The 25391-nt window shown below is 64.6% G+C and carries 26 protein-coding genes; 1 reads left to right on the plus strand and 25 read right to left on the minus strand.

Annotation, left to right across the window (positions count from 1 at the left end; translation table 11 throughout):
- Positions 1-3: 3 nt before the first annotated feature.
- The 10 genes from hisI to IB243_RS13955 all read right to left on the minus strand — a co-directional run bounded on the left by hisI (position 4) and on the right by IB243_RS13955 (position 7634).
- Positions 4-402 (minus strand): phosphoribosyl-AMP cyclohydrolase, encoded by a 399-nt coding sequence (gene hisI, locus IB243_RS13910; RefSeq protein WP_181147543.1) that lies wholly within the window; start codon positions 400-402, stop codon positions 4-6.
- A 241-nt stretch (positions 403-643) separates the two neighbouring features.
- Entirely contained in the window at positions 644-1213 is a 570-nt protein-coding gene (locus tag IB243_RS13915) for a hypothetical protein (RefSeq protein ID WP_192427764.1), read from the minus strand.
- Entirely contained in the window at positions 1213-2013 is an 801-nt protein-coding gene (gene hisF, locus IB243_RS13920) for an imidazole glycerol phosphate synthase subunit HisF (RefSeq protein ID WP_057228899.1), read from the minus strand. The genes IB243_RS13915 and hisF overlap by 1 nt, the downstream gene beginning before the upstream one ends.
- Positions 2014-2133: 120 nt before the next feature.
- Complete coding sequence (hisA, locus tag IB243_RS13925) at positions 2134-2874, minus strand: 1-(5-phosphoribosyl)-5-[(5-phosphoribosylamino)methylideneamino]imidazole-4-carboxamide isomerase (RefSeq protein ID WP_010462075.1); 741 nt, start codon at positions 2872-2874, stop codon at positions 2134-2136.
- Between the two features lie 65 nt (positions 2875-2939).
- Entirely contained in the window at positions 2940-3608 is a 669-nt protein-coding gene (gene hisH / locus IB243_RS13930; protein ID WP_192427766.1) for an imidazole glycerol phosphate synthase subunit HisH, read from the minus strand.
- 52 nt (positions 3609-3660) lie between these two features.
- Positions 3661-4308 (minus strand): imidazoleglycerol-phosphate dehydratase HisB, encoded by a 648-nt coding sequence (hisB, locus tag IB243_RS13935; protein WP_057272270.1) that lies wholly within the window; start codon positions 4306-4308, stop codon positions 3661-3663.
- Positions 4305-5426: a histidinol-phosphate transaminase gene (hisC, locus tag IB243_RS13940; protein ID WP_192427768.1), complete on the minus strand. Its 1122-nt coding sequence runs from the start codon at positions 5424-5426 to the stop codon at positions 4305-4307. Before hisC ends, hisB begins: the two co-directional genes overlap by 4 nt.
- Positions 5423-5875, minus strand: a complete 453-nt coding sequence (locus IB243_RS13945; RefSeq protein ID WP_010462083.1) for a PIN domain-containing protein — start codon at positions 5873-5875, stop codon at positions 5423-5425. The genes hisC and IB243_RS13945 overlap by 4 nt, the downstream gene beginning before the upstream one ends.
- A gap of 14 nt (positions 5876-5889) precedes the next feature.
- Positions 5890-6114 (minus strand): hypothetical protein, encoded by a 225-nt coding sequence (locus IB243_RS13950; protein ID WP_010462084.1) that lies wholly within the window; start codon positions 6112-6114, stop codon positions 5890-5892.
- 68 nt (positions 6115-6182) lie between these two features.
- Entirely contained in the window at positions 6183-7634 is a 1452-nt protein-coding gene (locus IB243_RS13955; protein ID WP_192427770.1) for a PLP-dependent aminotransferase family protein, read from the minus strand.
- Positions 7635-7786: 152 nt separating this feature from the next.
- Between IB243_RS13955 and IB243_RS13960 the strand changes: the two genes are divergently transcribed.
- Positions 7787-8212, plus strand: a complete 426-nt coding sequence (locus IB243_RS13960; RefSeq protein ID WP_057272333.1) for a DUF2917 domain-containing protein — start codon at positions 7787-7789, stop codon at positions 8210-8212.
- Here the strand turns inward: IB243_RS13960 and hisD are convergent.
- The 15 genes from hisD to IB243_RS14035 form a co-directional block, all read right to left on the minus strand.
- On the minus strand, positions 8199-9581 hold the full coding sequence (hisD, locus tag IB243_RS13965) for a histidinol dehydrogenase (protein WP_192427772.1): 1383 nt from the start codon (positions 9579-9581) through the stop codon (positions 8199-8201). The two genes, IB243_RS13960 and hisD, sit on opposite strands and share 14 nt — an antisense overlap.
- A 20-nt stretch (positions 9582-9601) precedes the next feature.
- A complete protein-coding gene (gene hisG / locus IB243_RS13970; RefSeq protein WP_225584952.1) occupies positions 9602-10261 on the minus strand; it encodes an ATP phosphoribosyltransferase in 660 nt (219 codons plus the stop codon).
- Positions 10258-11532 carry a UDP-N-acetylglucosamine 1-carboxyvinyltransferase gene (murA, locus tag IB243_RS13975; protein WP_192427775.1) on the minus strand — a complete coding sequence of 425 codons (1275 nt, stop codon included), beginning with the start codon at positions 11530-11532 and terminating at the stop codon, positions 10258-10260. Before murA ends, hisG begins: the two co-directional genes overlap by 4 nt.
- 94 nt (positions 11533-11626) lie before the next feature.
- Positions 11627-11869 carry a BolA family protein gene (locus IB243_RS13980; protein ID WP_010462096.1) on the minus strand — a complete coding sequence of 81 codons (243 nt, stop codon included), beginning with the start codon at positions 11867-11869 and terminating at the stop codon, positions 11627-11629.
- Between the two features lies 1 nt (position 11870).
- Positions 11871-12626, minus strand: a complete 756-nt coding sequence (locus IB243_RS13985; RefSeq protein ID WP_057272275.1) for an ABC transporter permease — start codon at positions 12624-12626, stop codon at positions 11871-11873.
- Positions 12623-13648 carry an ABC transporter ATP-binding protein gene (locus IB243_RS13990; protein ID WP_192427777.1) on the minus strand — a complete coding sequence of 342 codons (1026 nt, stop codon included), beginning with the start codon at positions 13646-13648 and terminating at the stop codon, positions 12623-12625. Before IB243_RS13990 ends, IB243_RS13985 begins: the two co-directional genes overlap by 4 nt.
- A gap of 122 nt (positions 13649-13770) precedes the next feature.
- Complete coding sequence (locus tag IB243_RS13995; protein ID WP_192427779.1) at positions 13771-14043, minus strand: STAS domain-containing protein; 273 nt, start codon at positions 14041-14043, stop codon at positions 13771-13773.
- Between the two features lie 9 nt (positions 14044-14052).
- Entirely contained in the window at positions 14053-14694 is a 642-nt protein-coding gene (locus IB243_RS14000) for a phospholipid-binding protein MlaC (RefSeq protein ID WP_192427781.1), read from the minus strand.
- 176 nt (positions 14695-14870) lie between these two features.
- Complete coding sequence (locus tag IB243_RS14005) at positions 14871-15671, minus strand: VacJ family lipoprotein (RefSeq protein WP_192427783.1); 801 nt, start codon at positions 15669-15671, stop codon at positions 14871-14873.
- Positions 15668-16156 carry an outer membrane lipid asymmetry maintenance protein MlaD gene (mlaD, locus tag IB243_RS14010; RefSeq protein ID WP_057228925.1) on the minus strand — a complete coding sequence of 163 codons (489 nt, stop codon included), beginning with the start codon at positions 16154-16156 and terminating at the stop codon, positions 15668-15670. The genes IB243_RS14005 and mlaD overlap by 4 nt, the downstream gene beginning before the upstream one ends.
- A gap of 35 nt (positions 16157-16191) precedes the next feature.
- On the minus strand, positions 16192-16974 hold the full coding sequence (gene mlaE, locus IB243_RS14015; protein ID WP_192427785.1) for a lipid asymmetry maintenance ABC transporter permease subunit MlaE: 783 nt from the start codon (positions 16972-16974) through the stop codon (positions 16192-16194).
- Entirely contained in the window at positions 16971-17789 is an 819-nt protein-coding gene (locus IB243_RS14020) for an ABC transporter ATP-binding protein (protein ID WP_192427787.1), read from the minus strand. The genes mlaE and IB243_RS14020 overlap by 4 nt, the downstream gene beginning before the upstream one ends.
- Before the next feature lie 394 nt (positions 17790-18183).
- On the minus strand, positions 18184-19662 hold the full coding sequence (locus tag IB243_RS14025) for a glutamate synthase subunit beta (protein WP_192427789.1): 1479 nt from the start codon (positions 19660-19662) through the stop codon (positions 18184-18186).
- 48 nt (positions 19663-19710) lie between these two features.
- Positions 19711-24444 (minus strand): glutamate synthase-related protein, encoded by a 4734-nt coding sequence (locus IB243_RS14030; protein ID WP_192427791.1) that lies wholly within the window; start codon positions 24442-24444, stop codon positions 19711-19713.
- 180 nt (positions 24445-24624) lie between these two features.
- Positions 24625-25323 carry a transposase gene (locus tag IB243_RS14035; protein ID WP_192428044.1) on the minus strand — a complete coding sequence of 233 codons (699 nt, stop codon included), beginning with the start codon at positions 25321-25323 and terminating at the stop codon, positions 24625-24627.
- Between the last annotated feature and the right edge of the window lie 68 nt (positions 25324-25391).

Consider the following 25391-nt stretch of genomic DNA (forward strand, 5'->3'; position numbering starts at 1 on the left):
CTCTTACTTGTAGATGGATTCAGGGTCTTTCAAGACCGGGTCGATGGCACTCCAGGCACCATCCTTGAGCACACTGAAGAAGCAGCTGTGGCGGCCCGTGTGGCAGGCGATGCCGGGCTCGTGGCCAAGCTGGGTGACCTTGAGCAGCACCACGTCGTTGTCGCAGTCCAGGCGGATCTCGTGCACAGTCTGCACGTGGCCGGATTCTTCGCCCTTGAACCACAGCTTCTTGCGCGAGCGGCTGAAGTACACGGCGCGGCCGAGTTCCGCCGTCTTGGCAAGGGCCTCACGGTTCATCCAGGCAAACATCAGCACGTCGCCCGTACCCTGCTCCTGCGCAATCACGGGCACCAGGCCCTGCGCGTCCCATTTCACTTCGTTGAGCCAGTTCATGGGCGGGATTGTCGGTGATTTGAAGGACCGGCCCGCCTGCCGGGCGAGCGGATGGAAGGTCATTTTGGCCTCTAGCGCTTATCCATCAAGCGTTAGAAGCTACGAAAAATGAGAGTTTCGTGAAAAACCAGACGCACCATCGGGCAGTTTGCGTCCAAGTGAGGTACTGCGCAGTTTGCAATTTTAGCTACCAAAATGATAGCTATTGACGCTTTACCATCAAGCGCCAGAACCAATTTTGATCAAAAATTTACTTCGCCACGGTCAAAAACACCCACTTGCGATCCCAGTTCTTGCGGCCCAGGTACTTGATGGCAAAGGCATAACGCCCCGGGGGCAGAAAATCCTGCGTGAGGGTTTCCTGCTGCGTCACCACGGGCTGGCCATTCACGCGCACGCTTTGCTGCGCCACCAGCTCCGACTCGCTCTCCAAGTCCTGGCCGTCGAGGGCATAGACGGTGACATCGGGCTCTTCCTTCTCATCGCCCACCAGCGGCAGACCCAGCGTGTTGGTGCGGGTTTCCACGTCCAGCGCCAGCGTGCCCAACACGGGTTCGCGCACGATCCAGTGCACGTCACGCACATTGCTGTTCAGCGCCTGCAGCAGGACCTTGAGCTTTTCGAATTCGGCCTTGTCGGCAATCACCTCCACCGGCTTGCCGCCGATGGTCGCATCAAAACACCGGCCAATGCGGTGCACACAGGGCAGTCGCTCGGAAAAACTCGCGTACGACGGTGGCGGCACCTGCGCCGCAGCGGGCAGCGCCGTGGCGACGAGGGCCACCGCCAACGCCCAGCGCGCGCCTGTGAGCCGCGCCATCACAGGCGCACCGGAATGCCGCGCTCGGCCATGCGGGCCTTGGCCTGGCCCACGGTGTATTCGCCGTAATGGAAGATGCTGGCGGCCAGCACCGCGTCGGCGCCACCAGTCTGGATGCCGTCTGCCAGGTGGTCGAGATTGCCCACGCCGCCCGAGGCGATCACGGGCACGCTCACGGCGTCACTGACGGCGCGGGTCAGCTCCAGGTCAAAACCTGCCTTGGTGCCGTCGCGGTCCATGCTGGTCAGCAGGATTTCGCCCGCGCCGCGCTGCGCCATCTCGGTGGCCCAGGCAATGGCATCCAGGCCCGTGTTCTTGCGCCCGCCGTGGCTGTAGACATCCCAGCCCGCGCCCACGGGCTGGCCGTGGGCGCCGATGCGCTGGGCATCCTCGGCCGAGCGGCGTTTGGCGTCGATGGCCACCACGATGCACTGCGCGCCATACTTGGCCGACACGGCGTTGATCACCTCGGGGTTGGCGATGGCGGCCGAGTTGAAGCTGGTCTTGTCCGCACCCGCATTGAGCAGCCTGCGCACGTCTTCCACGGTGCGCACGCCGCCGCCCACGGTGAGGGGAATGAACACCTGGCTGGCCACCGCCTCGATGATGTGCAGGATCAGGTCGCGGCCATCGCTGGTGGCGGTGATGTCCAGAAATGTGAGTTCGTCGGCGCCCTGGGCGTTGTAGCGCGCAGCGATCTCGACGGGGTCGCCCGCGTCGCGCAGTTCGACAAAATTGACGCCCTTGACCACGCGGCCTCCGGTGACGTCGAGGCAGGGGATGATGCGTTTGGCGAGCATGTCGGTCAGTCAGCGATTCGTTGATGGGGCGCTGCCGAGGCCAGCAGACGCCGTGGAACTGGCTCCGCCAGGCCACTGGCGTCGTCCCCCTGGGGGGAAGCGGCACAGCCGCTCAGGGGGTCACCCGTTCAGTTCGTCAGCCCGCGCTTGCGCAGCTGCAAAGTCCAGGTCGCCACTGTAGATGGCGCGGCCGCAGATCACACCTTCAACGCCCTCGCCTTCCACCGCGCACAGCTGCTCGATGTCGGCCATGTTGGACAGACCGCCCGAGGCGATGACGGGGATGCTCAGCGCCTGCGCCAGCTTCACCGTGGCATCGATGTTGATGCCCGACAGCATGCCGTCGCGGCCGATGTCGGTGTAGATGATGGATTCGACGCCCCAGTCCTCGAACTTCTTGGCGAGGTCCACCACTTCGTGGCCGGTGAGCTTGCTCCAGCCGTCGGTGGCGACCTTGCCATCCTTGGCATCCAGGCCCACGATGATGTGGCCGCCAAAGGCACTGCACGCGTCCTTCAGGAATCCGGGGTTCTTGACCGCGGCCGTGCCGATGATCACGTAGCGCAGGCCGCCGTCGATGTACTTCTCGATGGTGTCCAGGTCACGAATGCCGCCACCGAGCTGCACGGGGATATCGTCGCCCACCTCTTGGAGGATGGACTTGATGGCGCTGTAGTTCTTGGGCACGCCCGCGAACGCGCCGTTCAGGTCCACCAGGTGCAGGCGGCGCGCGCCGGCATCCACCCACTTGCGCGCCATGGCGGCCGGGTCTTCGCCAAAGGTGGTGGATTGGTCCATATCGCCTTGTTTGAGGCGAACGCAGTGGCCGTCCTTGAGGTCGATGGCGGGGATGAGCAGCATGGTGGTGAAGTTCGGGAGGAAAAGGGCGAGGCAGGGCTCGGCCCGAACGGGTGGATGTTAAGAGATCAGGGGTTCCAGTGCAGAAAGTTGCGGTACAGGGCCAGGCCGTGCTCCGCACTTTTCTCCGGGTGAAACTGGGTGGCAAAAATATTATCGCGTGCAATGGCGGCTGCGAACAAACCGCCGTAGTCCGTTTGACCTGCGCAATGGACGGAATTCTGCGGCACAGCATAGAAACTGTGCACAAAGTAGAAGTAACTGTTGTCGGGCACCCCGACCCACACCGGGTGCACGGCACCTGCATAGGGCATCTGCCGCACCTGGTTCCAGCCCATCTGGGGCACCTTGAAGCGGCTGCCGTCGGGCTGGGTGCGGCCTGCCAGGTCGAACTTGCGCACATCGCCGGGGATCAGGCCCAGGCCCGGGGTGTCCCCCTCGGCGCTGTGGTCCAGCAGCATCTGCATGCCCACGCACACGCCGAACATCGGCTTATTGGCCGCGGCTTCCAGCACCGATTCCTGCAGGCCCGATTCGCGCAGCTCGCGCATGCAGTCGGGCATGGCGCCCTGCCCTGGCAGCACGATGCGCTGCGCCGCGCGCACGTCTTCGGGGCGCTGGGTGACGACCACGGTCCAGCCGGTGCCCTCGGCGGCGGCCTGCACAGCCTGCGACACCGAGCGCAGGTTGCCCATGCCGTAGTCCACGACGGCGACGGTTTTTGCTTCCATATTCATAGCTGCTAGCGCTTATCCATCAAGCGCTAGCGCTTGATTTGATTCAAAAAACTCACAAGGAACCCTTGGTGGACGGGATGACGCCTACCGAGCGCGGGTCGCGCTCCAGCGCCGCGCGCAGCGTGCGCCCGAACGCCTTGAAGATGGTTTCGCACTGATGGTGGGCGTTGATGCCCTTGAGGTTGTCGATGTGCAGCGTGACGCCCGCATGGTTCACGAAGCCCTGGAAGAACTCGTACACCAGCTGCGTATCGAGCTGGCCGATGCTGCCGGCCGTGAACTTCACGTCGATGTGCAGCCCCGGGCGGCCCGAGAAATCGACCACCACGCGCGACAGCGCTTCGTCGAGCGGCACGTAGGCGTGGCCGTAGCGGCGGATGCCCTTCTTGTCGCCCACGGCGCGCGCAAAGGCCTGGCCCAGCGTGATGCCCACGTCTTCGACCGTGTGGTGGCCGTCGATGTGCAGGTCGCCTTCGCAGTCGATGTCGAGGTCGATCAGCCCGTGGCGGGCGATCTGGTCGAGCATGTGGTCGAAAAAGCCGATGCCGGTGTGCAGCTTGGCCTGGCCCGTGCCGTCGAGGTTGATGCGCACGCGGATGCGCGTCTCGGCGGTGTTGCGGCTGACTTCGGCGATGCGGTCGGCCATCGGATCGGGCGTGGCGCCGGACGGATTGGAGGTTACGAGTGCGGAGGAAGTCATAGGGAAGCTTGCAGGGCGGCCAGCATCTGCGCATTGTCATCGGCGTTGCCCACCGTGAGACGCAGGCAGTTGGCCAGCATGGGGTGCATTGTAGAAACGTTCTTGACCAGGACCTTGCGGTTTTTCATCCCGTCATAGGCCTTGGCGGAATCCGCCACACGGATGAGGATCATGTTGGCCTCGCTGTCCCAGCATTTTTCGATGCCGGGCATCTGGCGCAGGGCCTCCAGGACCTTCGTGCGCTCGGCGCGGATCTCGGCAGCTTGCGCGGCAAACACCTCGGCGTGTTCCAGGGCGAACAGCGCGGCCTCGCAGTTGAGCACGCTCACGTTGTAGGGCGGGCGCACCTTGTCGATCTCGCTCACAAAGGCCGCAGGCCCGATGAGGTAGCCCAGGCGCACGCCCGCCAGGCCAAACTTACTGAGCGTGCGCATCAGCAGCACGTGGGCGTTGCGCGCGGGCTCGGCCCGCATGCGGTCGATGAAGGTGCGGCTGGCGAACGGCTGGTAGGCCTCGTCCATGACCACGATGCCGCCCTGCGCGCCCGCGGCGTCGATGATGCGCTGCACCGCGCCCTCGTCCCACAGCGTGGCCGTGGGGTTGTTGGGGTAGGCGATGTAGGTGATGGCGGGGTTGTGCTGCGCGATGGCAGCCAGCATGGCGGGCTCGTCCAGCTCGAAATCAGCGGTGAGCGGCACGCCGACAAAGTCCAGGCCCTGCAGCTGCGCCGACAGCGGGTACATCACAAAGCCCGGCATGGGCGCGAGCATGGTGGCGCGCTGGCCCGTGCCGGGTTGCGCGCAGGCCAGGGCCAGCAAGGTGATGAGTTCGTCCGAGCCGTTGCCCAGCACGATGCCGTAGCCCTCGGGCAGGCCGGCGTATTGGGCCAGCGCCGCCTTCAGGTCCAGCAGGCGGTCGCCGGGGTAGCGGTTGAGCGCCACCGCGCCCAGGCGCTGGCCCAGCGCGGCCTGCAGATGCGCGGGCAGGCGGAACGGGTTCTCCATGGCGTCCATCTTGAGCATGCCGGTGGAAGGCTGCACGCCGTACGCGTGCATGGCGCGCACGTCGGGACGGATACGGGCCAGGGCTTGGAGAGGAGACGACGCAGGAGTAGTCATTCGGTAGTGTCCAGTTCGTTGGGGGTGACAAGAAAAGGGTTGATGGGCCGCACCGCGTCCATCGGCTCGCCATGCGGCAGCGCCTCGGTCAACAGGTAGCGGCAGCCTTGCTGGTGGGCGGACGAGAGGATGAGCGCATCCCAGTAGCCCAGGCGGTAGCGGTCCTGCAGGTCCCAGGCACCGTCGACGGTGTACGAGTCGAGGTGCGGCGGCAGCCACACGCGCAGGCGGCGCACCTGGGCGCGCACCTGCTGCAGCACCTGCGGGCCGTCAAAGCGCTGGATCGCCTGGTTGTACAGCTCGTTGAGCACCTGCGAGCTGATGCGGCCGCTGCGCGTCTGCCAGCAAAAGCTCATCCACTCGCGGGCGCGCGCCTGGCGCTCGGCATCGCGGTCATCCACGCTGGCGAGCAGGATCTCGGTGTCGACAAAGATGGGAACGGTGCTCATGGGCTCTCTACCGTTCAGCGCAGAAACAAGGTTTCGCGGGGCACATACGGCCCGGTGGATGCGCCCCAGGATTCAAAGCCCAGCGCCTCGCGCATCGCCTGGGCGTAGGCGTCTTCCTGGCGCATCTTTTCGGCCAGCCATTCACCGAGCAGGCGGGACACGCTGCTGCCGCGCTTGGCGGCCTCCACGCGCACCCATTCGGCAACGGTGTCGTCCATGGTCACGGTGACGTTTTTCATGCCACTGATATTACACGAACTTCGTGTTCCACGAAGTTCGTGTAGTTTATTTTGATTTATACCTGTGACTACGCCGCCTGCCGCTGGCTCTGCAGCATCTGCGTGGCCATGTCGCCCACGGTGCGCAGCGCCTGCAGGTGGGCGGGCGACCAGTCGCCCCCCACCCCGATGCGCAGGCAGTTGCGAAAGCGCCCGCTGGTGCTGAACACCGTGCCCGGCGCGATCAGGATCTGCCGGGCCAGGCAGGCCTCGTGCAACTGCACCGAATCGAGCGCGCGCGGCAGCTCCAGCCACATCAGCAAGCCGCCGGGCGGGTCGCTCACCCGGGTGCCCTGCGGAAAGTGTGATGCGATCACGCGCCGCGCCTCGTCCATGCGCGCCGCGATGCCTGCGCGCAGCTGGCGCATGGCGGCGGCGTGGCCCGCCTGCGTGATGAGGTCGGCCAGCGCCAGCTCCAGCACGGCCGACTGGCCGCCCGCCTGCAGGTCCTTGATGCCGCGCACCTTCTCGCTCCAGCGCCCGGCCTCCAGCCAGCCCAGGCGCAGGCCCGGCGCCAGCGTCTTCGAAAACGAATCGCACAGCATCACGTGGCCCGTGGTGTCGTACGACTTGACGGTGCGGCGCATCTCGTCGACCTCGACCAGGTCGTTGTAGATCGCGTCCTCGATCACCGCCATGTCGTGCCGCGCCGCCATCTGCGCCAGGCGCTTGCGCTCGGCCTGCGGCATGCAGCTGCCCAGCGGGTTGCTGAGCGTGGGGACGATCATCACGGCCTTGACCGGCTGGGTGTCCAGCGCCAGCTGCAGCGCATCGAGCGACAAACCGTGGCGCGGATGCGTGGGGATCTCCAGCGCGCGCAGGTGCAGGCCCTGCAGCACCTCCAGAAACGAAAAATGCGTGGGCGACTCCAGCGCCACCACGTCGCCCGGTTGCGTCACGGCACGCAGGCACAGCGCGATGGAGTCCATGCAGCCGCCGGTGATCACGATGTTCTCGGGGTCGAGGCTGCACCCCATGCCGACGGCATAGCGGGCCAGGGCGCGGCGGGCATCCTCGTGCCCCGCCGACGTGGGGTAGGTGCACAGCAGATTGCGATGGCGCTGCGCGGCGCGCACCACGGCGCGGCGCACGCGGTCGGGGTTGAACAGCTCGAAGCCTGGCGTGCCGCTGCTGAACGAGATCATGTCCTCGGGCTGGTTGCGCCCCAGGATGCGCTGGCCCAGCCAGTCCACCGCCACCTCGCGCGGGCGGCGCATGGGGCGCGGCGTGCTGGGCTCGGGCAGGCTCACCGGCCGCGCCGCCACGAAGAAGCCCGAGCGCGGGCGCGCGGTGATCAGGCGCGCATCTTCGAGCCAGTGGTAGGCCTGTACCACCGTGGTCTGCGCCACGCCGTGCTGGCGGGCCAGCTCGCGCACCGACGGAAGTTTTTCGCCGCGCGCCAGCGTGCCGTTGCGGATCAGCTGCGCGAGCTGCTCGGCGATCTGGAGGTAGAGCGGGGGTGCGTCGTCGGTGGAGGCCATGGCTGCATTCTGTACTGGCAGCCGCAAAAAAAGCCAGTACAGAGCAGGTGCACCCCGCACAGTACAGATGGCCAGTACAGCCCATCTGTACTGGCTCAGGTCGTGCGAGCCTGTCCGTGGCGCCGCGCGCCGCCTGGCCGCACAGTGAAGGCATGAACACGCTGCACACCCCCACCCCGCCGTCGCCCACGCTGCCGAGCCAGCTTGCGGTGCCCCTCACCCTGCAATGGAAACGCCAGCCGCTTCCGCCGCTGCAGGCCGTCCAGGTGCTGGACTTCCGCGCGGGCGACATCGCCCTGCTCGAAGTCGAGCAAGGCCGCGTCTGGGTGACCTGCGACGGCCTGCTGGAAGACTATTTTCTGGAGGCCGGCCAGCGCCTGTCGTTCGCGGGCCCCGTGCGGCTGCGGGTGAGCGCCGAGGGGCACCGCCCTGCGCGGCTGAACTGGGCGCAGCACCGGGCACCCGAAGGCGCCGCGCACCCGCCTGCACCCGTGGCGGCACCACAGCCGATGGCGGTGGTGCCGCGCACCGCCCCATCAGGCGCGGCGCTGCCCCTGAACGCCGTCAGCGCGGCTTGAGCGGGGTCTTCAGGCGCATCTCGGCCGCCTGCGCATGGGCCTGCAGGCCCTCGCCGTAGGCCAGCTCGGCAGCAATCGTGCCCAGCACCTGGGCACCGGCTTCGCTCACTTCGATGATGCTGCTGCGCTTCTGGAAGTCGTACACGCCCAGCGGCGACGAGAAGCGCGCCGTGCCGCTGGTGGGCAGCACGTGGTTGGGGCCTGCGCAGTAGTCGCCCAGGCTTTCGGAGGTGTAGGCCCCCAGGAAGATCGCGCCCGCGTGGCGCAGCAGCGGCTCCCAGCGGTGTGGGTCGGTGCTGCTCACTTCCAGGTGTTCCGGTGCGATGCGGTTGCTGATTGCGCAGGCTTCTTCCATGTCCTTCGTCAGGATCAGTGCGCCCCGGCCGGTGAGGCTCTTGGCGATGATTTCGGCGCGGGGCATGGTGGGCAGCAGGCGGTCGATCTCGCGCTGCACGGCGTCGAGGTAGGCGGCATCGGGGCACAGCAGGATGCTCTGGGCCAGCTCGTCATGCTCGGCCTGGCTGAAGAGGTCCATCGCCACCCAGTCAGGGGGCGTGGTGCCATCGGCCAGCACTAGGATTTCGCTCGGGCCCGCGATCATGTCGATGCCCACGGTGCCGAACACGCGCTTCTTGGCGCTGGCCACGTAGGCGTTGCCGGGGCCGGTGATCTTGTCCACCTTGGGCACGGTGGCCGTGCCGTAGGCCAGCGCGGCCACGGCCTGGGCGCCGCCAATGGTGAAGGCGCGGGTGACGCCCGCCACATAGGCGGCGGCCAGCACCAGCTCATTGCGCTCGCCCTTCGTTGACGTGCCCTCGCCCGTTCCGCCTGTGGCCACGCTGCCGCGCACCGGCGTGGGCACGACCATGATGATTTCCTGCACTCCCGCTACGTGGGCCGGGATGGCGTTCATCAGCAGGCTCGACGGGTAGGCGGCCTTGCCGCCGGGCACGTAGATGCCCACGCGGTCCAGCGGCGTGACCTTCTGGCCCAGCAAGGTGCCGTCCTCGTCGCGGTAGCTCCAGCTTTCGCCGGAGGCCTTTTTCTGCGCTTCGTGGTAGCTGCGCACGCGCTGGGCGGCGGCCTGCAGCGCGTCGCGCTGGGCCTGCGGGATGGCGTCGAACGCGGCCTTGAAGTCGGCCTGCGTCAACTCCAGCGCCGCCATGTTCGGTGCCGAAAGGCCGTCAAAGCGGGCGGTGTACTCCAGCACCGCCGCGTCGCCGCGCTTTTGCACGTCGGCCAGGATGTCGGCCACGCGCTGCTCGATGGCCGCGTCGGTGTCGGCAGACCAATGCAGGCGGGCTGCAAAATCAGCCTCAAAAGTGGCCGCAGCGGTGGACAGACGGGCGGGAGCAGCTACCAAAGTCATAGTGCGTTCTAAAGTTGGGTTCAGTTCTTCGGGGCAGGTATGGCCGAGGCGAACGCATCAATGATGCGGCGCAGCGGCGCCTGCTTGAGCTTGAGCGCGGCCTGGTTCACGACGAGGTAGGAGCTGATGTCCATGATGCGCTCGACCTCGACCAGGTGGTTGGCCTTGAGCGTGTTGCCGGTGGAGACCAGGTCCACGATGGCATCAGCCAAGCCCGTGAGCGGCGCGAGTTCCATGCTGCCGTAGAGTTTGACCATGTCCACGTGCACGCCCTTGGTCGCAAAGAAATCGCGGGCGATGCTGGTGTACTTGGTGGCGACCTTCAGGCGTGCTCCCTGCTTCACGGCGCGCTCGTAGTCGAAGTCGTTGCGCACGGCCACGCTCACACGGCACTTGGCGATCTGCAGGTCCAGCGGCTGGTACAGGCCCTGGCCGCCGTGTTCGATGAGGGTGTCCTTGCCGGTCACGCCGATGTCGGCGCCACCGTACTCCACGTAGGTCGGCACGTCAGTGGCGCGCACCAGCACCACGCGCACGTTGGGCTGGTTGGTGGGCAGGATGAGCTTGCGCGACTTTTCGGGGTCTTCCAGCACCTCGATGCCGGCGGCGGCCAGCAGGGGCAGGGTTTCGTCGAAGATGCGGCCCTTGGAAAGCGCCAAGGTGATCATGTTGCTGCTCATGCTTTTACTCGCTCGATGTCGGCGCCGATGCCGCGCAGTTTGGCTTCCATGCAGTCGTAGCCACGGTCCAGGTGGTAGATGCGGTCCACCACGGTTTCGCCGTCGGCCACCAGGCCGGCAATGACCAGGCTGGCCGAGGCGCGCAGGTCGGTGGCCATCACGGTGGCGCCCGACAGGCGGGGGGCACCCTCGATCACGGCCACCTTGCCATCGGTCTGTATCTTGGCACCCAGGCGCACCAGCTCGTTGACGTGCATGAAGCGGTTTTCAAAAATCGTCTCGGTCACCGTGGCCGTGCCCTGCGCGATGCAGTTGAGTGACATGAACTGCGCCTGCATGTCGGTGGGGAAACCGGGGTACTCCGTGGTGCGAAAGCCCTGGGCCTTGAGCGTGGCGCCGCCGGCGCTTTGAACGCGAATGCCGCCGTCCACCGCATGCACGGTGGCACCGGCCTCGCGCAGCTTTTCAATGACAGCGTCGAGGTGGTCGGCGCGGCCATGGCGCAGCACCACATCACCGCCCGTGGCCGCCACGGCGCACAAAAAGGTACCCGCCTCGATGCGGTCGGCCACCACGCGGTGGGTGCAGCCGTGCAGCTTTTCGACGCCCTGGATGCGGATGCGGCTGGTGCCATGGCCTTCGATCTTCGCGCCCATGGCGATCAGCATCTCGGCCAGATCCGAAATCTCGGGCTCTTGCGCGGCGTTTTCGAGCACCGTCTCGCCCTCGGCCAGTGCGGCGGCCATGAGGAAGTTCTCGGTGCCCGTCACCGTGACCATGTCGGTGGTGATGCGGGTGCCTTTCAGGCGCGTCCACCCTGCGGGCAGCTTGGCGATCATGTAGCCGTGTTCGACCACGATCTCGGCGCCCATGGCCGTCAGGCCCTTGATGTGCTGGTCCACCGGCCGCGAACCGATGGCGCAACCGCCGGGCAGCGAAACCGTGGCCTCGCCAAAGCGCGCCAGCAGCGGGCCCAGCGCCAGCACCGAGGCGCGCATGGTCTTGACCAGCTCGTACGGCGCCTCGGGCGTGTTCAAGCCGCTGGCGTCAATGCACACCGTACCGTCATCGGCGCGCTCGGCCGCCACGCCCATGTTGCGAATGAGCTTGAGCATGGTGCTCACATCCTGCAGCTGGGGCACGTTGAGCAGGGTCACGGGTTCGGCCGTGAGCAGCGCGGCACACAACTCCGGCAAGGCGGCGTTCTTGGCGCCAGACACCAGCACCTCGCCTTGCAAGGTGCGTCCGCCGCGAATGAGGAGTTTGTCCATCTCTAACCACCAGAAATATGAATGAAAATGGCCCCTAGCGCTTATCTATTAAGCGCCAGTAGCTATCAATAAATGAGTAATCAGGCAATCTGCATCACTGCGCCTGCGCCGCCCATTCGGCGGGGGTGAAGGTCTTCATCGACAGCGCGTGAACCTCATCCGTGTGCATTTTCGCGCCCAGCGTGGCGTACACGCGCTGGTGGCGCTGGATGGCGCGCTTGCCTTCGAACTCGGCCGAGACGATGGTGGCGTACCAATGGCGCCCATCGCCCTCCAGCGTGATGTGTTCGCAGGCCAGGCCGGCGGCGATGATGTCTTTGAGTTGGTCAGCAGTCATGTCAATTCCGAATTTTGTAGCCGGTGCGCAGCAGGTGCACGGCGAGAAAGCTCACGGCCAACCAGGCGATGCCCACGATACCGAGGCTGAGCCAGGGCGAGGTATCGCTCTGGCCAAAGAAGCCATAGCGGAACCCGTCAATCATGTAGAAAAACGGGTTGAGGTGGCTCACGGTCTGCCAGAACGGTGGCAGCGACTGGATGGAATAGAACACGCCCGAGAGGAACGTCATGGGCACCACCACGAAGTTCTGGAACGCGGCGAGCTGGTCAAACTTGTCGGCCCACAGCCCTGCAATCAGCCCTAGCGTGGCCAGCAGGCCCGCCCCCAGCACCGCAAACGCCAGGATCCACAGCGGCGCCGCAAACTCTGGCCGCGCAAAGGCCAGCGTGACCACAAACACCCCCAGACCCACCACCAGCCCGCGCACCATGGACGAGCCCACATAGGCCACAAACCACGCCCAGTGCGACAGGGGCGTAAGCAGCACAAACACCAGACTGCCCATGATCTTGCTCTGGATCAGGCTCGACGAGCTGTTGGCAAACGCGTTCTGCAGCACGCTCATCATCACGAGGCCTGGCACCAGGAAGGCGGTGTAGCTGATGCGGTCGTACACCTTCACATGGTCTTCGAGCACATGGCCGAAGATCAGCAGGTACAGCACGGCGGTGAGCACGGGCGCGGCCACGGTCTGGAAACTGACCTTCCAGAAACGGAGCACTTCCTTGTAAAAAAGAGTCTGCCAGCCGGTCATCGTTGTGCCCCCCCGCTCGACACTGCCGTGTCCTCGCTGCCCCCCAAGGGGGCCGCGCCCTGCTTGGGGCGGCCCGGCGCGGCGGCGGACGCCACCTCCGACATGGGAATGTTGGAGGCCGAGGTGCCAGACATCACCTGCAGGAACACGTCCTCCAGGTCAGGCCGGCGAATCTCCATGTCATGCACGTCCACGCCCGCTACACGCAGCGCGGCCAGGTGGCTTTCGATCTCGGCGGCGTCGTGCGCGGGCAGCTGCACGATGCGGCCCGTGACCCGCGCCACGCCGGCCAGTGCGGGCGGCAAGGCAGCATCTGTCTTGAACTGCAGGATGCTGCCTGAGGCCGCCTGCAGCAGCTCGCTCGTGCGGTTCAGGGCCACGATGCGGCCCGACTTGAGCATTGCGATGCGGCCACACAAGGCCTCGGCTTCTTCCAGGTAGTGCGTGGTCAGCAGCACGGTGTGGCCTTCCTTGTTCAGGCGCGCCACAAAGTGCCAGAGCGTCTGGCGCAGCTCCACGTCCACACCGGCCGTGGGTTCGTCGAGCACGATGATGGGTGGCTTGTGCACCAGCGCCTGCGCCACCAGCACGCGGCGCTTCATGCCGCCCGAGAGCTGGCGCATGTTGGCGTTGGCCTTGTCGGTGAGACCCAGGTTCTCCAGCAGCTCGTCGATCCAGGCGTCGTTGTTTTTGACGCCGAAGTAGCCCGACTGGATGCGCAGCGATTCGCGCACGTTGAAGAAGGGGTCGAACACCAGCTCCTGGGGCACCACGCCAAGCTTGCGGCGCGCCTCGGCAAAATCGGCCTGCACGTCACTGCCCTGCACCAGCACACGGCCGCCGCTGGCGCGCGCCAAGCCTGCAAGGATGCTGATGAGGGTGGTTTTGCCGGCACCGTTGGGGCCGAGGAGCCCGAAGAACTCGCCCTCCTCAATGTCCAGGTTGACCTGGTTCAGTGCCTGAAAAGGGCCTTTGGGCGTGGCAAAGGTCTTGGAGATGGCTTGGAAGGAGACTGCGGGCATGAAGCCCCTGATTTTACGGCCTTGCCCCGAACTGCGTTGGGGTGGGGGAGTTGCCCAGGGCGTGTCGCCAATGCGGAGGCCGAAGGGCCGACCCGCCAGGGCACAAAAAAATGCCAACAGCGTCAGGACACGGGCGTGAGCAAGGTGCCCACGCCATACAAACCCGCCATGCCACGCAGCGCCGTGGGCAGGCCCTGCACGGCAAAGGTCTTGCCCACCGACAACGCCTCGCGCCGGCATTCCAGCAGCACTGCCAGCGCCGAACTGTCAAACACCGCCATCGCGCTCGCATCCACCACCACACCACTTTCGCGGTGCACCCGCAGCCCCTGCAAAAGCATCTGCAGGCAGGCCGTGGCCTGGCGGTGGGTAAGTTCAGCGGGAAGTACCAGCATGGACAAGGCTCAGCCCTTGGCGGTATTGGCCTTGTTGCGTGCAGCCAGGGTCTCGATCAGCCCATCGATGCCCTTGGCATTGATCTCCTGGGCAAACTGGCCCCGGTAGGTCTCCACCAGCCAGACACCCAGCACGTTCAGGTTGTAGATCTTCCAGCCCGCGCCATCGCCAGGCGTCTTTTCGAGGCGGTAGTCCAGCTGGATGGGATCGCCCCGGCCCACGATTTCGGTGCGCACGAGCACGTCCTTGTCTTCCGGCGCAGCGCGCAGGGGCTTGACCTGGATGCTTTGATCGTTGACCTGTGCGAGCGCACCCGCATAGGTGCGCACCAGCAGGATCTTGAACTCGTCCTGCAGGCGCTTTTGCTGCTCGGGCGTGGCCTGGCGCCAGCCCGGCCCCACGGCAGCGGCGGTCATGCGGCGGAAGTTGACGTTGGGCATCACGGTCTTGTCCACCAGTGCGATCACCTTGGTCAGATCGCCGCCCTGAATGGCTTTGTCGGACTTCACAGTGTTGAGCACGTCGGTGGACAGGCGCTTGATCATTGCGTCCGGCGCCTCGTCCGCCGCCAGCGCGGACAGCGGCATGCCCAGAGACACCGCAGCGGCAGTGCACAGAGCCAGGTGGCCCAGGGAACGTCGGTTCATCATGTCCTCTATCCTCTACTTTCTCGTTCAGTCATGGGGCGCCATCCGGCATGCCCGTGTTTCATTGTGGCGGTCGCGGCTGCGGTGTATGCGTCGCTGAGATTGCGGATTGCAAGCAAGTGCAACATGAGCGCCCGCGCCCTGCCCGTCATCGGCGGGCAGACGCCCCTGCAAACCTCTCAACGGGGAGGCTCTTGCGGCAACACGCCATCGTTGGCGTTCTTGTCGTCCGCGCCATTGCCGTTCTGCGGCTCGCCCGCCTGGCTGCGCACCTGCAGGAAAACGTCCCGCGTGAAGCTGTACTTGTCCAGCGCGGCGCTGTCCAGCACGGAACCTGCCCGCAGGAGGTTGGCGCGCGTGTCCACCACACGCAGTGCGTACAGCGTGTTGCGGGCCGAGACCGGGTCCACATAGCTCACCACATTGCCCTTCATATCGACAGGCAGTGCAAAGGTGTCGCGCACCGTGGACGGCCCAAGGACCGGCAACACCAGATAGGGCCCCGTGCCCACGCCCCATCGACCCAGCGTGAGGCCGAAGTCCTGCTTGTAGCGGTCTATGCCCAGCTCGCTGGCGATGTCCAGCACCCCCCCGATGCCCATGAAGGTATTGACATTGACGCGCATGAACGTGGAGGCAGCCGCTTCCGCGCGCAGCTGCAGCACGTTGTTCACAAACGACCAGACATCGCCGATGTTGGCAAAAAAGTTGCTCACACCCGTGCGCACGGGTGCGGGGGCGATGTCCTGGTAGGCAATCGCCACGGGCTTGAGCACCATGGCATCGACCTGCTCGTTGAAGTTGGTCATGCCACGGTTGTAGGACTCCAGCGGATCACGCGGATCGGGGTTGGCCACGGTGGCGCAGCCCGAAAGCAGCGCCCCAGCCAGCAGCAGCGCGAGGCCACCCAGCACACGTGGCAAAACCTGCTGCGGCCCGGAGCCCTCCCCGGCCAAGGTTGTTTTTTTAAAGTTCTTCATTTCTTGTCACCTGCCCCTGCGGGCTTACCGCCGTCTTCGGCTTTGCTGTAGAGAAACTGTCCAATGAGGTTTTCAAGCACCACAGCCGACTGGGTCGAGGTGACCATGTCGCCCGCAGCAAGGTTCTTCTCGTCTGCCCCGGCCTCGATACCGATGTACTGCTCACCCAGCAGGCCGCTCGTGAGGATCTTGAGGGAACTGTCCTTGGGGAAAGCGTAGCGGTTTTCCATCGCCAGCGTCACCCGTGCCTGGTAGGTCTTGTCGTCGAACGTGATGGACTCCACGCGCCCCACCACCACGCCGGCACCGCGCACCGCAGCCTGGGGCTTGAGCCCACCGATGTTGTCAAAGCGCGCCGTGATGCGATAGCCGGACTGGAAATTCAGGCTCAGCAGGTTGGCCGATTGGAGTGCCAGAAACACCAGCGCCACGGCCCCCAGCATGACGAACAGCCCTACCCAGAGATCGTTTTTGGAGCGTTGCATTGTTTGATTCCTCTTCACTGCCAGCATCGCCAGCCTCAGATACTGAACATCAGGGCCGTCAGGACGAAGTCCAGCCCCAGCACCGCCAGGCAGGCCATCACCACGGTGCGGGTGGTTGCGCGCGACACCCCCTCGGGGGTGGGCTTGGCGGTGAAGCCCTGCAGCAGCGCCACGAACGTGACCGCAACACCGAACACCACGCTCTTGAGCACACCATTGCCCACGTCTTTCCACACATCAACGCCACCCTGCGTCTGGCTCCAGAAAGCGCCGGGGTCGATGCCGATCATGAGCACGCCCACGCTCCAGCCCCCAATCACCCCCACCGCGCTGAAGACCGCAGCCAGTAGGGGCATGGCGATCACCCCGGCCCAGAAGCGGGGCGCCAAAATGCGCTGGACCGGGTCCACCGCCATCATTTCCATCGCGCTGAGCTGCTCGCCAGCGCGCATCAAACCAATTTCTGCCGTCAGCGACGTGCCCGCCCGCCCCGCAAACAGCAGGGCCGTGACCACGGGGCCGAGCTCTCGCACCAGCGACAACGTGACCAGCAACCCCAGGGCTTCCGAGGAGCCATAGCGCTGCAGGGTGTAGTACCCCTGCAGACCCAGCACCAGCCCTACAAACAGACCGGACACCGCAATGATGGCCAGCGAGTAGTTGCCCAGAAAATGCACCTGATCACTCACCAGCGAAGGCCGCCGGAAGGTAGCCCCCACCAGCCGCACCAGTCGCACAAAAAGCCGCGCACCCATGCCGACGTCGGCCAACTTTTGGCGCACCGCAAAACCGACATCGGAGGGGTTGTACCAGCTCACCGTGCACGCCCTCCCGCAGGCCCGAAGTCCTGCGCCTCGTCCGGGCCGGGATAGTGGAAGGGCACCGGCCCCGTAGGCAAGGCATTCACAAACTGGTGCACCAGAGGGTCGGTGCTGGCACGCACCTCATCCGGCGTGCCCTGAGCGGCCACCACACCCGCCCCCAGAATGATCACGTGGTCCGCCAGCCGGAAGGTTTCTTCCAGGTCGTGCGACACCACGATGCTCGTGAGGCCCATGGCGTCATTGAGCTGGCGGATCAATTGCGCAGCCGTTCCCAAGGAGATGGGGTCCAGCCCTGCAAAAGGCTCGTCATACATGACCAGCTCCGGGTCGAGCGCAATGGCCCGGGCCAGGGCCACGCGCCGCGCCATTCCTCCCGAAATCTCGCTGGGCATGAGATCACGCGCACCCCGCAGGCCCACGGCATGCAGCTTCATGAGGACCACGTCGCGGACCAGCGCTTCGGACAAGTCTGTGTGCTCCCTCAGCGGGAAAGCCACGTTTTCAAAAACGCTCAGGTCGGTGAATAGCGCGCCAAACTGGAACAGCATTCCCATGCGGCGGCGAACGGCGTACAAGCCAGCGGCATCCAGACACCCCACATCCTGCCCATCAAACAGGACTTCACCGCCCTGGGCCCGTTGCTGGCCGCCAATCAGGCGCAGCACCGTGGTCTTGCCGCCGCCCGAGGCGCCCATCAGCGCCGTGACCTTGCCACGGGGCACGGTCAGCGAGACATCGCGCAGGATGCCGCGGTCTCCATAGGAGAACGTGGCATTGCGCAGCTCGGCAAGGATGGAGGTTTCAGGCATGCGGGAAAGGTTCAGGGTTCCGGGTCCGGCAGTCGCCGTGCAGTGGTTCGTCCGGCCAAAAGAAGCCGCGATGGTAGCTGAAGAAGCAAACATACATACATGTATGTTTGCATTTTGAAGCATCTGTATCGCAGGCTGGATGGCCTTTAAGGCGCCAGGCAACCCCGGATTGACAGAACCCTCGATTGTGCCAATAAAGACATGCGGGCGTGAAAGCGAGGCCATCGGCCTGGACTGGCGGGCCTGCCACATCACCAGCCGGCAATACCGTTCGGCGCCCTCTTTGGCCCCCCTGCCACGGGGGGCCGACCCTGCGACTGTGCGCGTCTTGATTACAACCTCATGAAAAAACGGCGCCGCAGCGCCGTTTTGCCCAAAAGATCAGACCCCGCGATCAGCGCGGCAAGTCCGAATAGCCCATGAGGAACTCATCGACCGAACGTGCAGCCTGGCGACCCTCGCGGATCGCCCAGACGACCAGCGACTGACCCCGCCGGATGTCACCTGCAGCGAACACCTTGGGCACATTGGTGGCATAGCCACCATCAAAATCCGTGGTGGCGCGCGCATTGCCACGGGCGTCCTTGTCCACGCCAAAAGCTTCCAGCACGGCAGCCACCGGGCTCACGAAGCCCATGGCCAACAATACGAGGTCCGCCTTCAGGATCTTCTCGGACCCGGCCACCTCGACCATCTTGCCGTCCTTGAACTCCACGCGCACAGTCTTGAGGCCGGTGACCTTGCCTTTTTCACCGATGAATTCCTTGGTGGAGATGGCGAATTCGCGTTCACAACCCTCTTCGTGGCTGGAGCTGGTGCGCAGCTTGATGGGCCAGTAGGGCCAGGTCAACGGGCGGTTTTCCTCTTCGGGCGGCTGAGGCATCAGTTCGAACTGTGTAACGCTCGCAGCGCCGTGGCGATTGCTGGTGCCCACGCAGTCGCTGCCGGTGTCGCCCCCACCGATCACGATGACGTGTTTGCCCTCAGCGCGCAACTGGCCCTTGAGCTTGTCGCCGGCATTGACCTTGTTCTGCTGGGGCAGGAACTCCATGGCAAAGTGAATGCCATCCAGGTCGCGGCCGGGCACAGGGAGGTCGCGCGACTGCTCGGCACCGCCGGTCAGCAGCACGGCATCGAATTCCTTGTGCAGTTGCTCGGGCGTGACGGTTTCCTTGGCCCAGTTGGTGACCTTGGAATCCTTGCCCAGACCGTCTTTGGCGGCGCCCACAAACACACCCGTGCGGAAGACCACGCCTTCGGCCTCCATCTGCTTGACGCGGCGGTCGATGTGCGACTTTTCCATCTTGAAGTCAGGAATGCCGTAGCGCAGCAGCCCACCCACGCGGTCGTTCTTCTCAAACAGCGTGATGCTGTGACCCGCCCGTGCCAGTTGCTGGGCCGCCGCCATGCCTGCAGGGCCAGAGCCCACCACGGCGACCTTCTTGCCGGTTTTGTGCTTGGCCACGCGGGGTTGCACCCACCCCTCGTCCCAGGCGCGGTCGATGATCGCGTGCTCGATCGACTTGATGCCCACGGCGTCGTCGTTCACGTTGAGCACACAGGCTGCCTCGCAGGGTGCGGGGCAGATGCGGCCCGTGAACTCCGGGAAGTTGTTGGTGCTGTGCAGCACCTCGATCGCGCTTTTCCAGTCGGCGTGGTACACCAGATCGTTGAAATCTGGAATGACGTTGTTCACGGGGCAGCCGTTGTTGCAGAACGGCGTGCCGCAGTCCATGCAGCGCGCGCCTTGCACCTTGGCCTGGGTCTCATCGAGGCCGATGACGAATTCCTTGTAGTGTTTGAGGCGCTCGGGCACGGGCTTGTAGCCCTCTTCGATGCGCTCGTATTCCATGAAGCCGGTAGTTTTTCCCATGACGATGTCCTTGTCTATGAATGCTGTGCGGAGGTCTGCGGCGCGGCCTTATTTGGCAGGCACCGCTTCTTTTTTGGTAGCAGCTACCGCTGGCGTAGCGGACTCTTCCAGCACTTTTCGTTCATAAATTTCGGACAACGCACGCTTGTACTCTGTCGGGAAGACCTTGACGAACTTGCTGCGTGATGCCGCCCAGTTGTCCAGCAGTTCGCGTGCACGCTTGCTGCCCGTCCAGCGGTTGTGATCTTCCAGCAGCTTCCTGAGCTGGGCTTCGTCGGTCTGGCCGCTGTGCCAGATCGAGCGTGGCACCGTGGCCTCCTGCTCCGTGGCGGGCAGGATGCGCTCCAGCGTCACCATGGACATGTTGCAGCGGGTGTCGAACTGGCCATCTTCGTCATACACGTAAGCCACGCCACCACTCATGCCTGCAGCAAAGTTGCGGCCCGTCTTGCCCAGCACCACCACGGTACCGCCCGTCATGTACTCGCAACCATGGTCGCCCGTGCCTTCCACCACCGCCGTGGCACCCGACAGGCGCACCGCGAAGCGCTCACCGGCCACGCCGCTGAAGAAGGCCTCACCCGTGGTGGCGCCGTACATCACGGTATTGCCCACGATGGTGTTGCGCACCGCATCGCCCCTGAAGTCGATGCTGGGGCGCACGACCACGCGGCCACCCGACAGGCCCTTGCCCGTGTAGTCGTTGGCATCGCCAATCAGGTACAGCGTGATGCCACGCGTGAGGAACGCACCGAACGACTGTCCGCCCGTCCCTTCCAGCTGGATGCGGATGGTGTCATCCGGCAGGCCTTCAGGATGCACGCGGGTCACCGCGCCGGAGAGCATCGCGCCCACAGAACGGTTCACGTTGCGGGCCACCTCGATGAACTGCACGCGCTCGCCCTTTTCGATGGCAGGCTTGCTGCGCTCGATGAGCTTGCGGTCCAGCGTGTGCTCGATGTTGTGGTCCTGCACATCCACATGGAAACGGGGCACATCGGCAGGCACATTGGGCTGCGCGAACAGGCGGCCAAAATCCAGGCCACGTGCCTTCCAGTGCTCCAGGCCCTGGCGGGTGTCGAGCAGGTCGGTGCGGCCGATGAGGTCGTCGAACTTCTTGATACCCAACTGGGCCATGATCTGGCGCACTTCTTCGGCAATGAAGAAGAAGTAGTTCACCACGTGCTCGGGCTTGCCGGAAAACTTCTTGCGCAGCTCAGGGTCTTGCGTGGCCACGCCCACCGGGCAGGTGTTCAAGTGGCACTTGCGCATCATGATGCAGCCCTCGACCACCAGCGGGGCCGTGGCAAAGCCGAATTCGTCAGCACCCAGCAGCGCGCCGATGGCGACGTCGCGACCCGTCTTCATCTGGCCGTCTGCCTGCACGCGGATGCGGCCGCGCAGGCGGTTGAGCACCAGGGTCTGCTGGGTTTCGGCCAGGCCAATTTCCCAGGGGCCGCCTGCATGCTTGATGGACGACCAGGGCGATGCGCCCGTGCCGCCGTCGTGCCCGGCGATCACCACGTGGTCGCTCTTGCACTTGGCCACGCCTGCCGCGATGGTGCCCACGCCCACCTCAGACACCAGCTTGACACTGATGCCAGCGTGCGGCGCAACGTTCTTCAGGTCGTGGATCAGCTGGGCCAGATCTTCGATCGAATAGATGTCATGGTGCGGTGGTGGCGAAATCAGGCCCACACCCGGCACGCTGTGGCGCAGCTTGCCGATGTAGTTGGACACCTTGCCACCGGGCAGCTGACCGCCTTCGCCGGGCTTGGCGCCCTGCGCCATCTTGATCTGGATCTGGTCGGCCGAAGACAGGTACTCGGCCGTGACGCCGAAGCGGCCCGAGGCCACCTGCTTGATGCGGCTGCGCAGCGAATCCCCGTCCTGCAGGGGCAGGTCCACCTCGACGTTCTCGGCGCCGATCACGCTCTTCAAGGTGTCGCCCTTCTTGATCGGGATGCCCTTGAGTTCGTTGCGATAACGCGCTGCGTCCTCGCCGCCTTCGCCGGTGTTGCTCTTGCCGCCAATGCGGTTCATGGCCACAGCCAGTGTGGCATGTGCTTCGGTGGAGATAGAGCCGAGCGACATGGCGCCGGTGGCAAAACGCTTGACGATTTCCTTGGCGGGCTCCACCTCGTCCACAGGGATCGCCTTGGCAGGGTCTATCTTGAACTCGAACAGGCCGCGCAGCGTCATGTGGCGCTTGCTCTGGTCGTTGATGATCTGGGCGTATTCCTTGTACGTGTTCCAGTTGTTGGCCCGCGTGCTGTGCTGCAACTTGGCAATCGCATCGGGCGTCCACATGTGGTCTTCACCCCGGGTGCGCCAGGCGTATTCGCCACCGGCGTCCAGCATGGTCTCGAGCACAGGGTCATCACCAAAGGCCGCCTTGTGCATGCGGATAGCTTCTTCGGCGATTTCGAACACGCCGATGCCTTCCACGCGGCTGGCGGTGCCGGTGAAGTATTTGCCCACGGTTTCCGTGTTCAGGCCGATGGCCTCGAACAGCTGGGCGCCGCAGTAGCTCATGTAGGTGCTCACGCCCATCTTGGACATGATCTTCGACAGGCCCTTGCCAATGGCCTTGACGTAGTTGTAGATCGCCTTGTCGGCCGACAGGTCGCCGCCCAGGTCCTTGTGCATCTCGGCCAGGGTTTCCATGGCGAGGTAGGGATGCACGGCCTCGGCGCCGTAACCCGCCAGCACAGCGAAGTGGTGCACTTCACGGGCGGTACCGGTTTCGACCACCAAGCCGGCCGTGGTGCGCAGGCCTGCACCCACCAGATGCTGGTGGATGGCAGACAGCGCCAGCAGTGCGGGGATTGCCACTTGCGTGGCGCTTACGGCGCGGTCGCTGACGATCAGGATGTTGGCACCACCCTTGATGGCGTCCACGGCCTGTGCGCACAGCGAGGCGAGCTTGGCTTCCACGCCTTCACGGCCCCAGTCCAGGGGGTAGGTGATGTCGATGGTCGCGCTCTTGAACTTGCCTTGCGTGTATTTTTCGATGTCGCGCAGCTTGGCCATGTCGGCAAAGTCGAGCACGGGCTGGCTCACCTCGAGCCGCATCGGTGGGTTGACCTGGTTGATGTCCAGCAGGTTGGGCTTCGGGCCGATGAAGCTGTTGAGCGACATCACGATGGCCTCGCGGATCGGGTCGATCGGCGGGTTCGTCACCTGGGCGAACAGCTGCTTGAAGTAGTTGTACAGCGGCTTGTTCTTGCCAGAGAGCACGGCCAGCGGGCTGTCGTTGCCCATGGAGCCAATGCCTTCTTCGCCGTTCTTGGCCATGGGCGCCATCAGGAACTTGATGTCTTCCTGGGTGTAGCCGAAGGCTTGCTGGCGGTCGAGCAGCGGCAGATCGGCAGGCTGGGTCACAGCCACTTGCGCGCCAGCATCAATGCTGTCGAGCTTGATGCGCAGGTTCTCGATCCACTGCTTGTAGGGCTTGGTGTTGACGACGTTGGCTTTGAGCTCGTCGTCGTCGATCATGCGGCCTTGTTCCAGATCGATCAGGAACATCTTGCCGGGCTGCAGGCGCCACTTGCGCACGATCTTGTTCTCGGGGATGGGCAGCACGCCGGATTCCGAGCCCATGATGACCAGGTCGTCATCGGTGATGCAGTAGCGCGAGGGGCGCAGGCCGTTGCGGTCCAGCGTGGCGCCGATCTGGCGGCCGTCGGTGAACACGATGGAGGCCGGACCGTCCCAAGGCTCCAGCATGGCGGCGTGGTATTCATAGAAGGCGCGGCGGCGCTCGTCCATGGTGGTGTGCTGCTCCCAGGGCTCTGGGATCATCATCATCACGGCCTGGCTGATGGGGTAGCCGGCCATGGTCAGCAGTTCGAGGCAGTTGTCGAACGTGGCGGTGTCCGACTGGTCGGCGAAGCTGATGGGGTAGAGCTTTTGCAGGTCAGCCGCCAGCACGGGCGAGGCCATCACGCCTTCGCGCGCCTTCATCCAGTTGTAGTTGCCCTTGACGGTGTTGATTTCACCGTTGTGCGCCACATAGCGGTACGGGTGGGCCAGCGGCCACTCGGGAAAGGTGTTGGTGGAGAAACGCTGGTGCACCAGTCCAATGGCCGAAATGCAGCGCTCGTCGGACAGGTCCTTGTAGTACACACCCACCTGGTCGGCCAGCAGCAGGCCCTTGTAGACCACAGTGCGGCTGGACATGCTGGGCACGTAATACTCTTTGCTGTGCTTGAGCTTGAGCGCCTGGATGTTGGCGCTGGCCGTTTTGCGGATCACGTACAGCTTGCGCTCCAGCGCGTCCTGCACGATCACGTCGTTGCCACGGCCGATGAACACCTGGCGCAGGATGGGCTCCTTCTTGCGCACGGTCGGGGACATGGGCATGTCGACATTGACCGGCACATCGCGCCAGCCCAGCAGCACCTGGCCTTCGGCCTTGATGGCGCGCTCCATCTCCTGCTCGCAGGCCAGACGCGAGGCATGCTCCTTGGGCAGGAAGATCATGCCCACGCCGTATTCGCCGGCCGCAGGCAAGGTCACGCCTTGCTTGGCCATTTCTTCACGGTACAGCGCGTCAGGGATCTGGATCAGGATGCCGGCGCCGTCACCCATCAGCGGATCAGCACCCACCGCACCACGGTGGTCGATGTTTTCCAGGATCTTCAAGGCCTGCGTCACGATGTCGTGGCGCTTGATGCCCTTGATGTGGGCCACAAACCCGAGGCCGCAGGCGTCGTGTTCGTTACCCGATGAATACAAACCGTGTTGTTGCAGATGCTGGATCTCGGCAGCCGTGGTCATGGCGCACTCCTCATATTTTTCGCAGGGAGTGGAAGATTAGTGCATTGCAACATCTTTTGGCAAGCAGATTAATTAGGGTCAGATTCTTAATTAATCACAACAGGGTTTTTTCTGGAATTTATAAGGGACACATCAAATTTAATAGCAAAATATTCAAACAATACAAGCGATAGAGCTTTTTTATAAAGATTTTCTGTGGATGGCAGGGCGACCGGCCTGCCCCCTGGTCACACGGCGTGGCGTGTGCTTTTGCAACTCTTGCACAAATACAGAATCGCCCAGCGCCCAGCCGCTCAGGGCGGACGAGGTCAACGCAGCTTGTTCTTGCGATCCGATGCCCGCCTGCACCAAAGCGGCGTACGCCGCCTCGCGCGCGAACGGCGTATTGCCGAGCGCCCAGTACAGGGAATGGGGCGTGAGCAAGCGGTCATGGCGCAGGCCCAGCCAATGGGCGTGGCTCGACCACGCATAGTCGGAAGCCTGCACCACCTGCCCCGCGCGCACCGGGTTCAAATCAAGGTAGACCATGCAGGGCAGCAGATACCGTTCTGGCTGCAGCACCGTGGAGCGATAGCGCCCCTCCCACAAGGTGCCCGTGCGCGCATGGCGCCGGTTGAAATACTGCACATAGCGCCGCCCCACCGCCTGCATCATCTGCGGGAGGCTATCGGCAGCAATGGGTGTGGCCAGCAGATGAAAGTGGTTGTCCATCAGCACATAGGCATGGACCGCCACCCCGTATTTCTGCGCGTTGTCCGCCAGCAGCGAGAGCATGGTCTCGAAGTCCTGGCGATCTACGAAGATACTTTGGCGGTTGTTTCCGCGCTGGATAACGTGGTGCAGATGACCCGGCAGGGTCAGGCGCGGCAGGCGGGCCATAGGCATCGATAGAAGCAAGGGGTGAACGCGATCATAAATCCGTCCCCGATTTTTCCCTGCCCAGGCAG

The sequence above is a fragment of the Acidovorax sp. ACV01 genome (genome assembly GCF_014851495.1).
Lineage (GTDB): Bacteria > Pseudomonadota > Gammaproteobacteria > Burkholderiales > Burkholderiaceae_C > Acidovorax > Acidovorax radicis.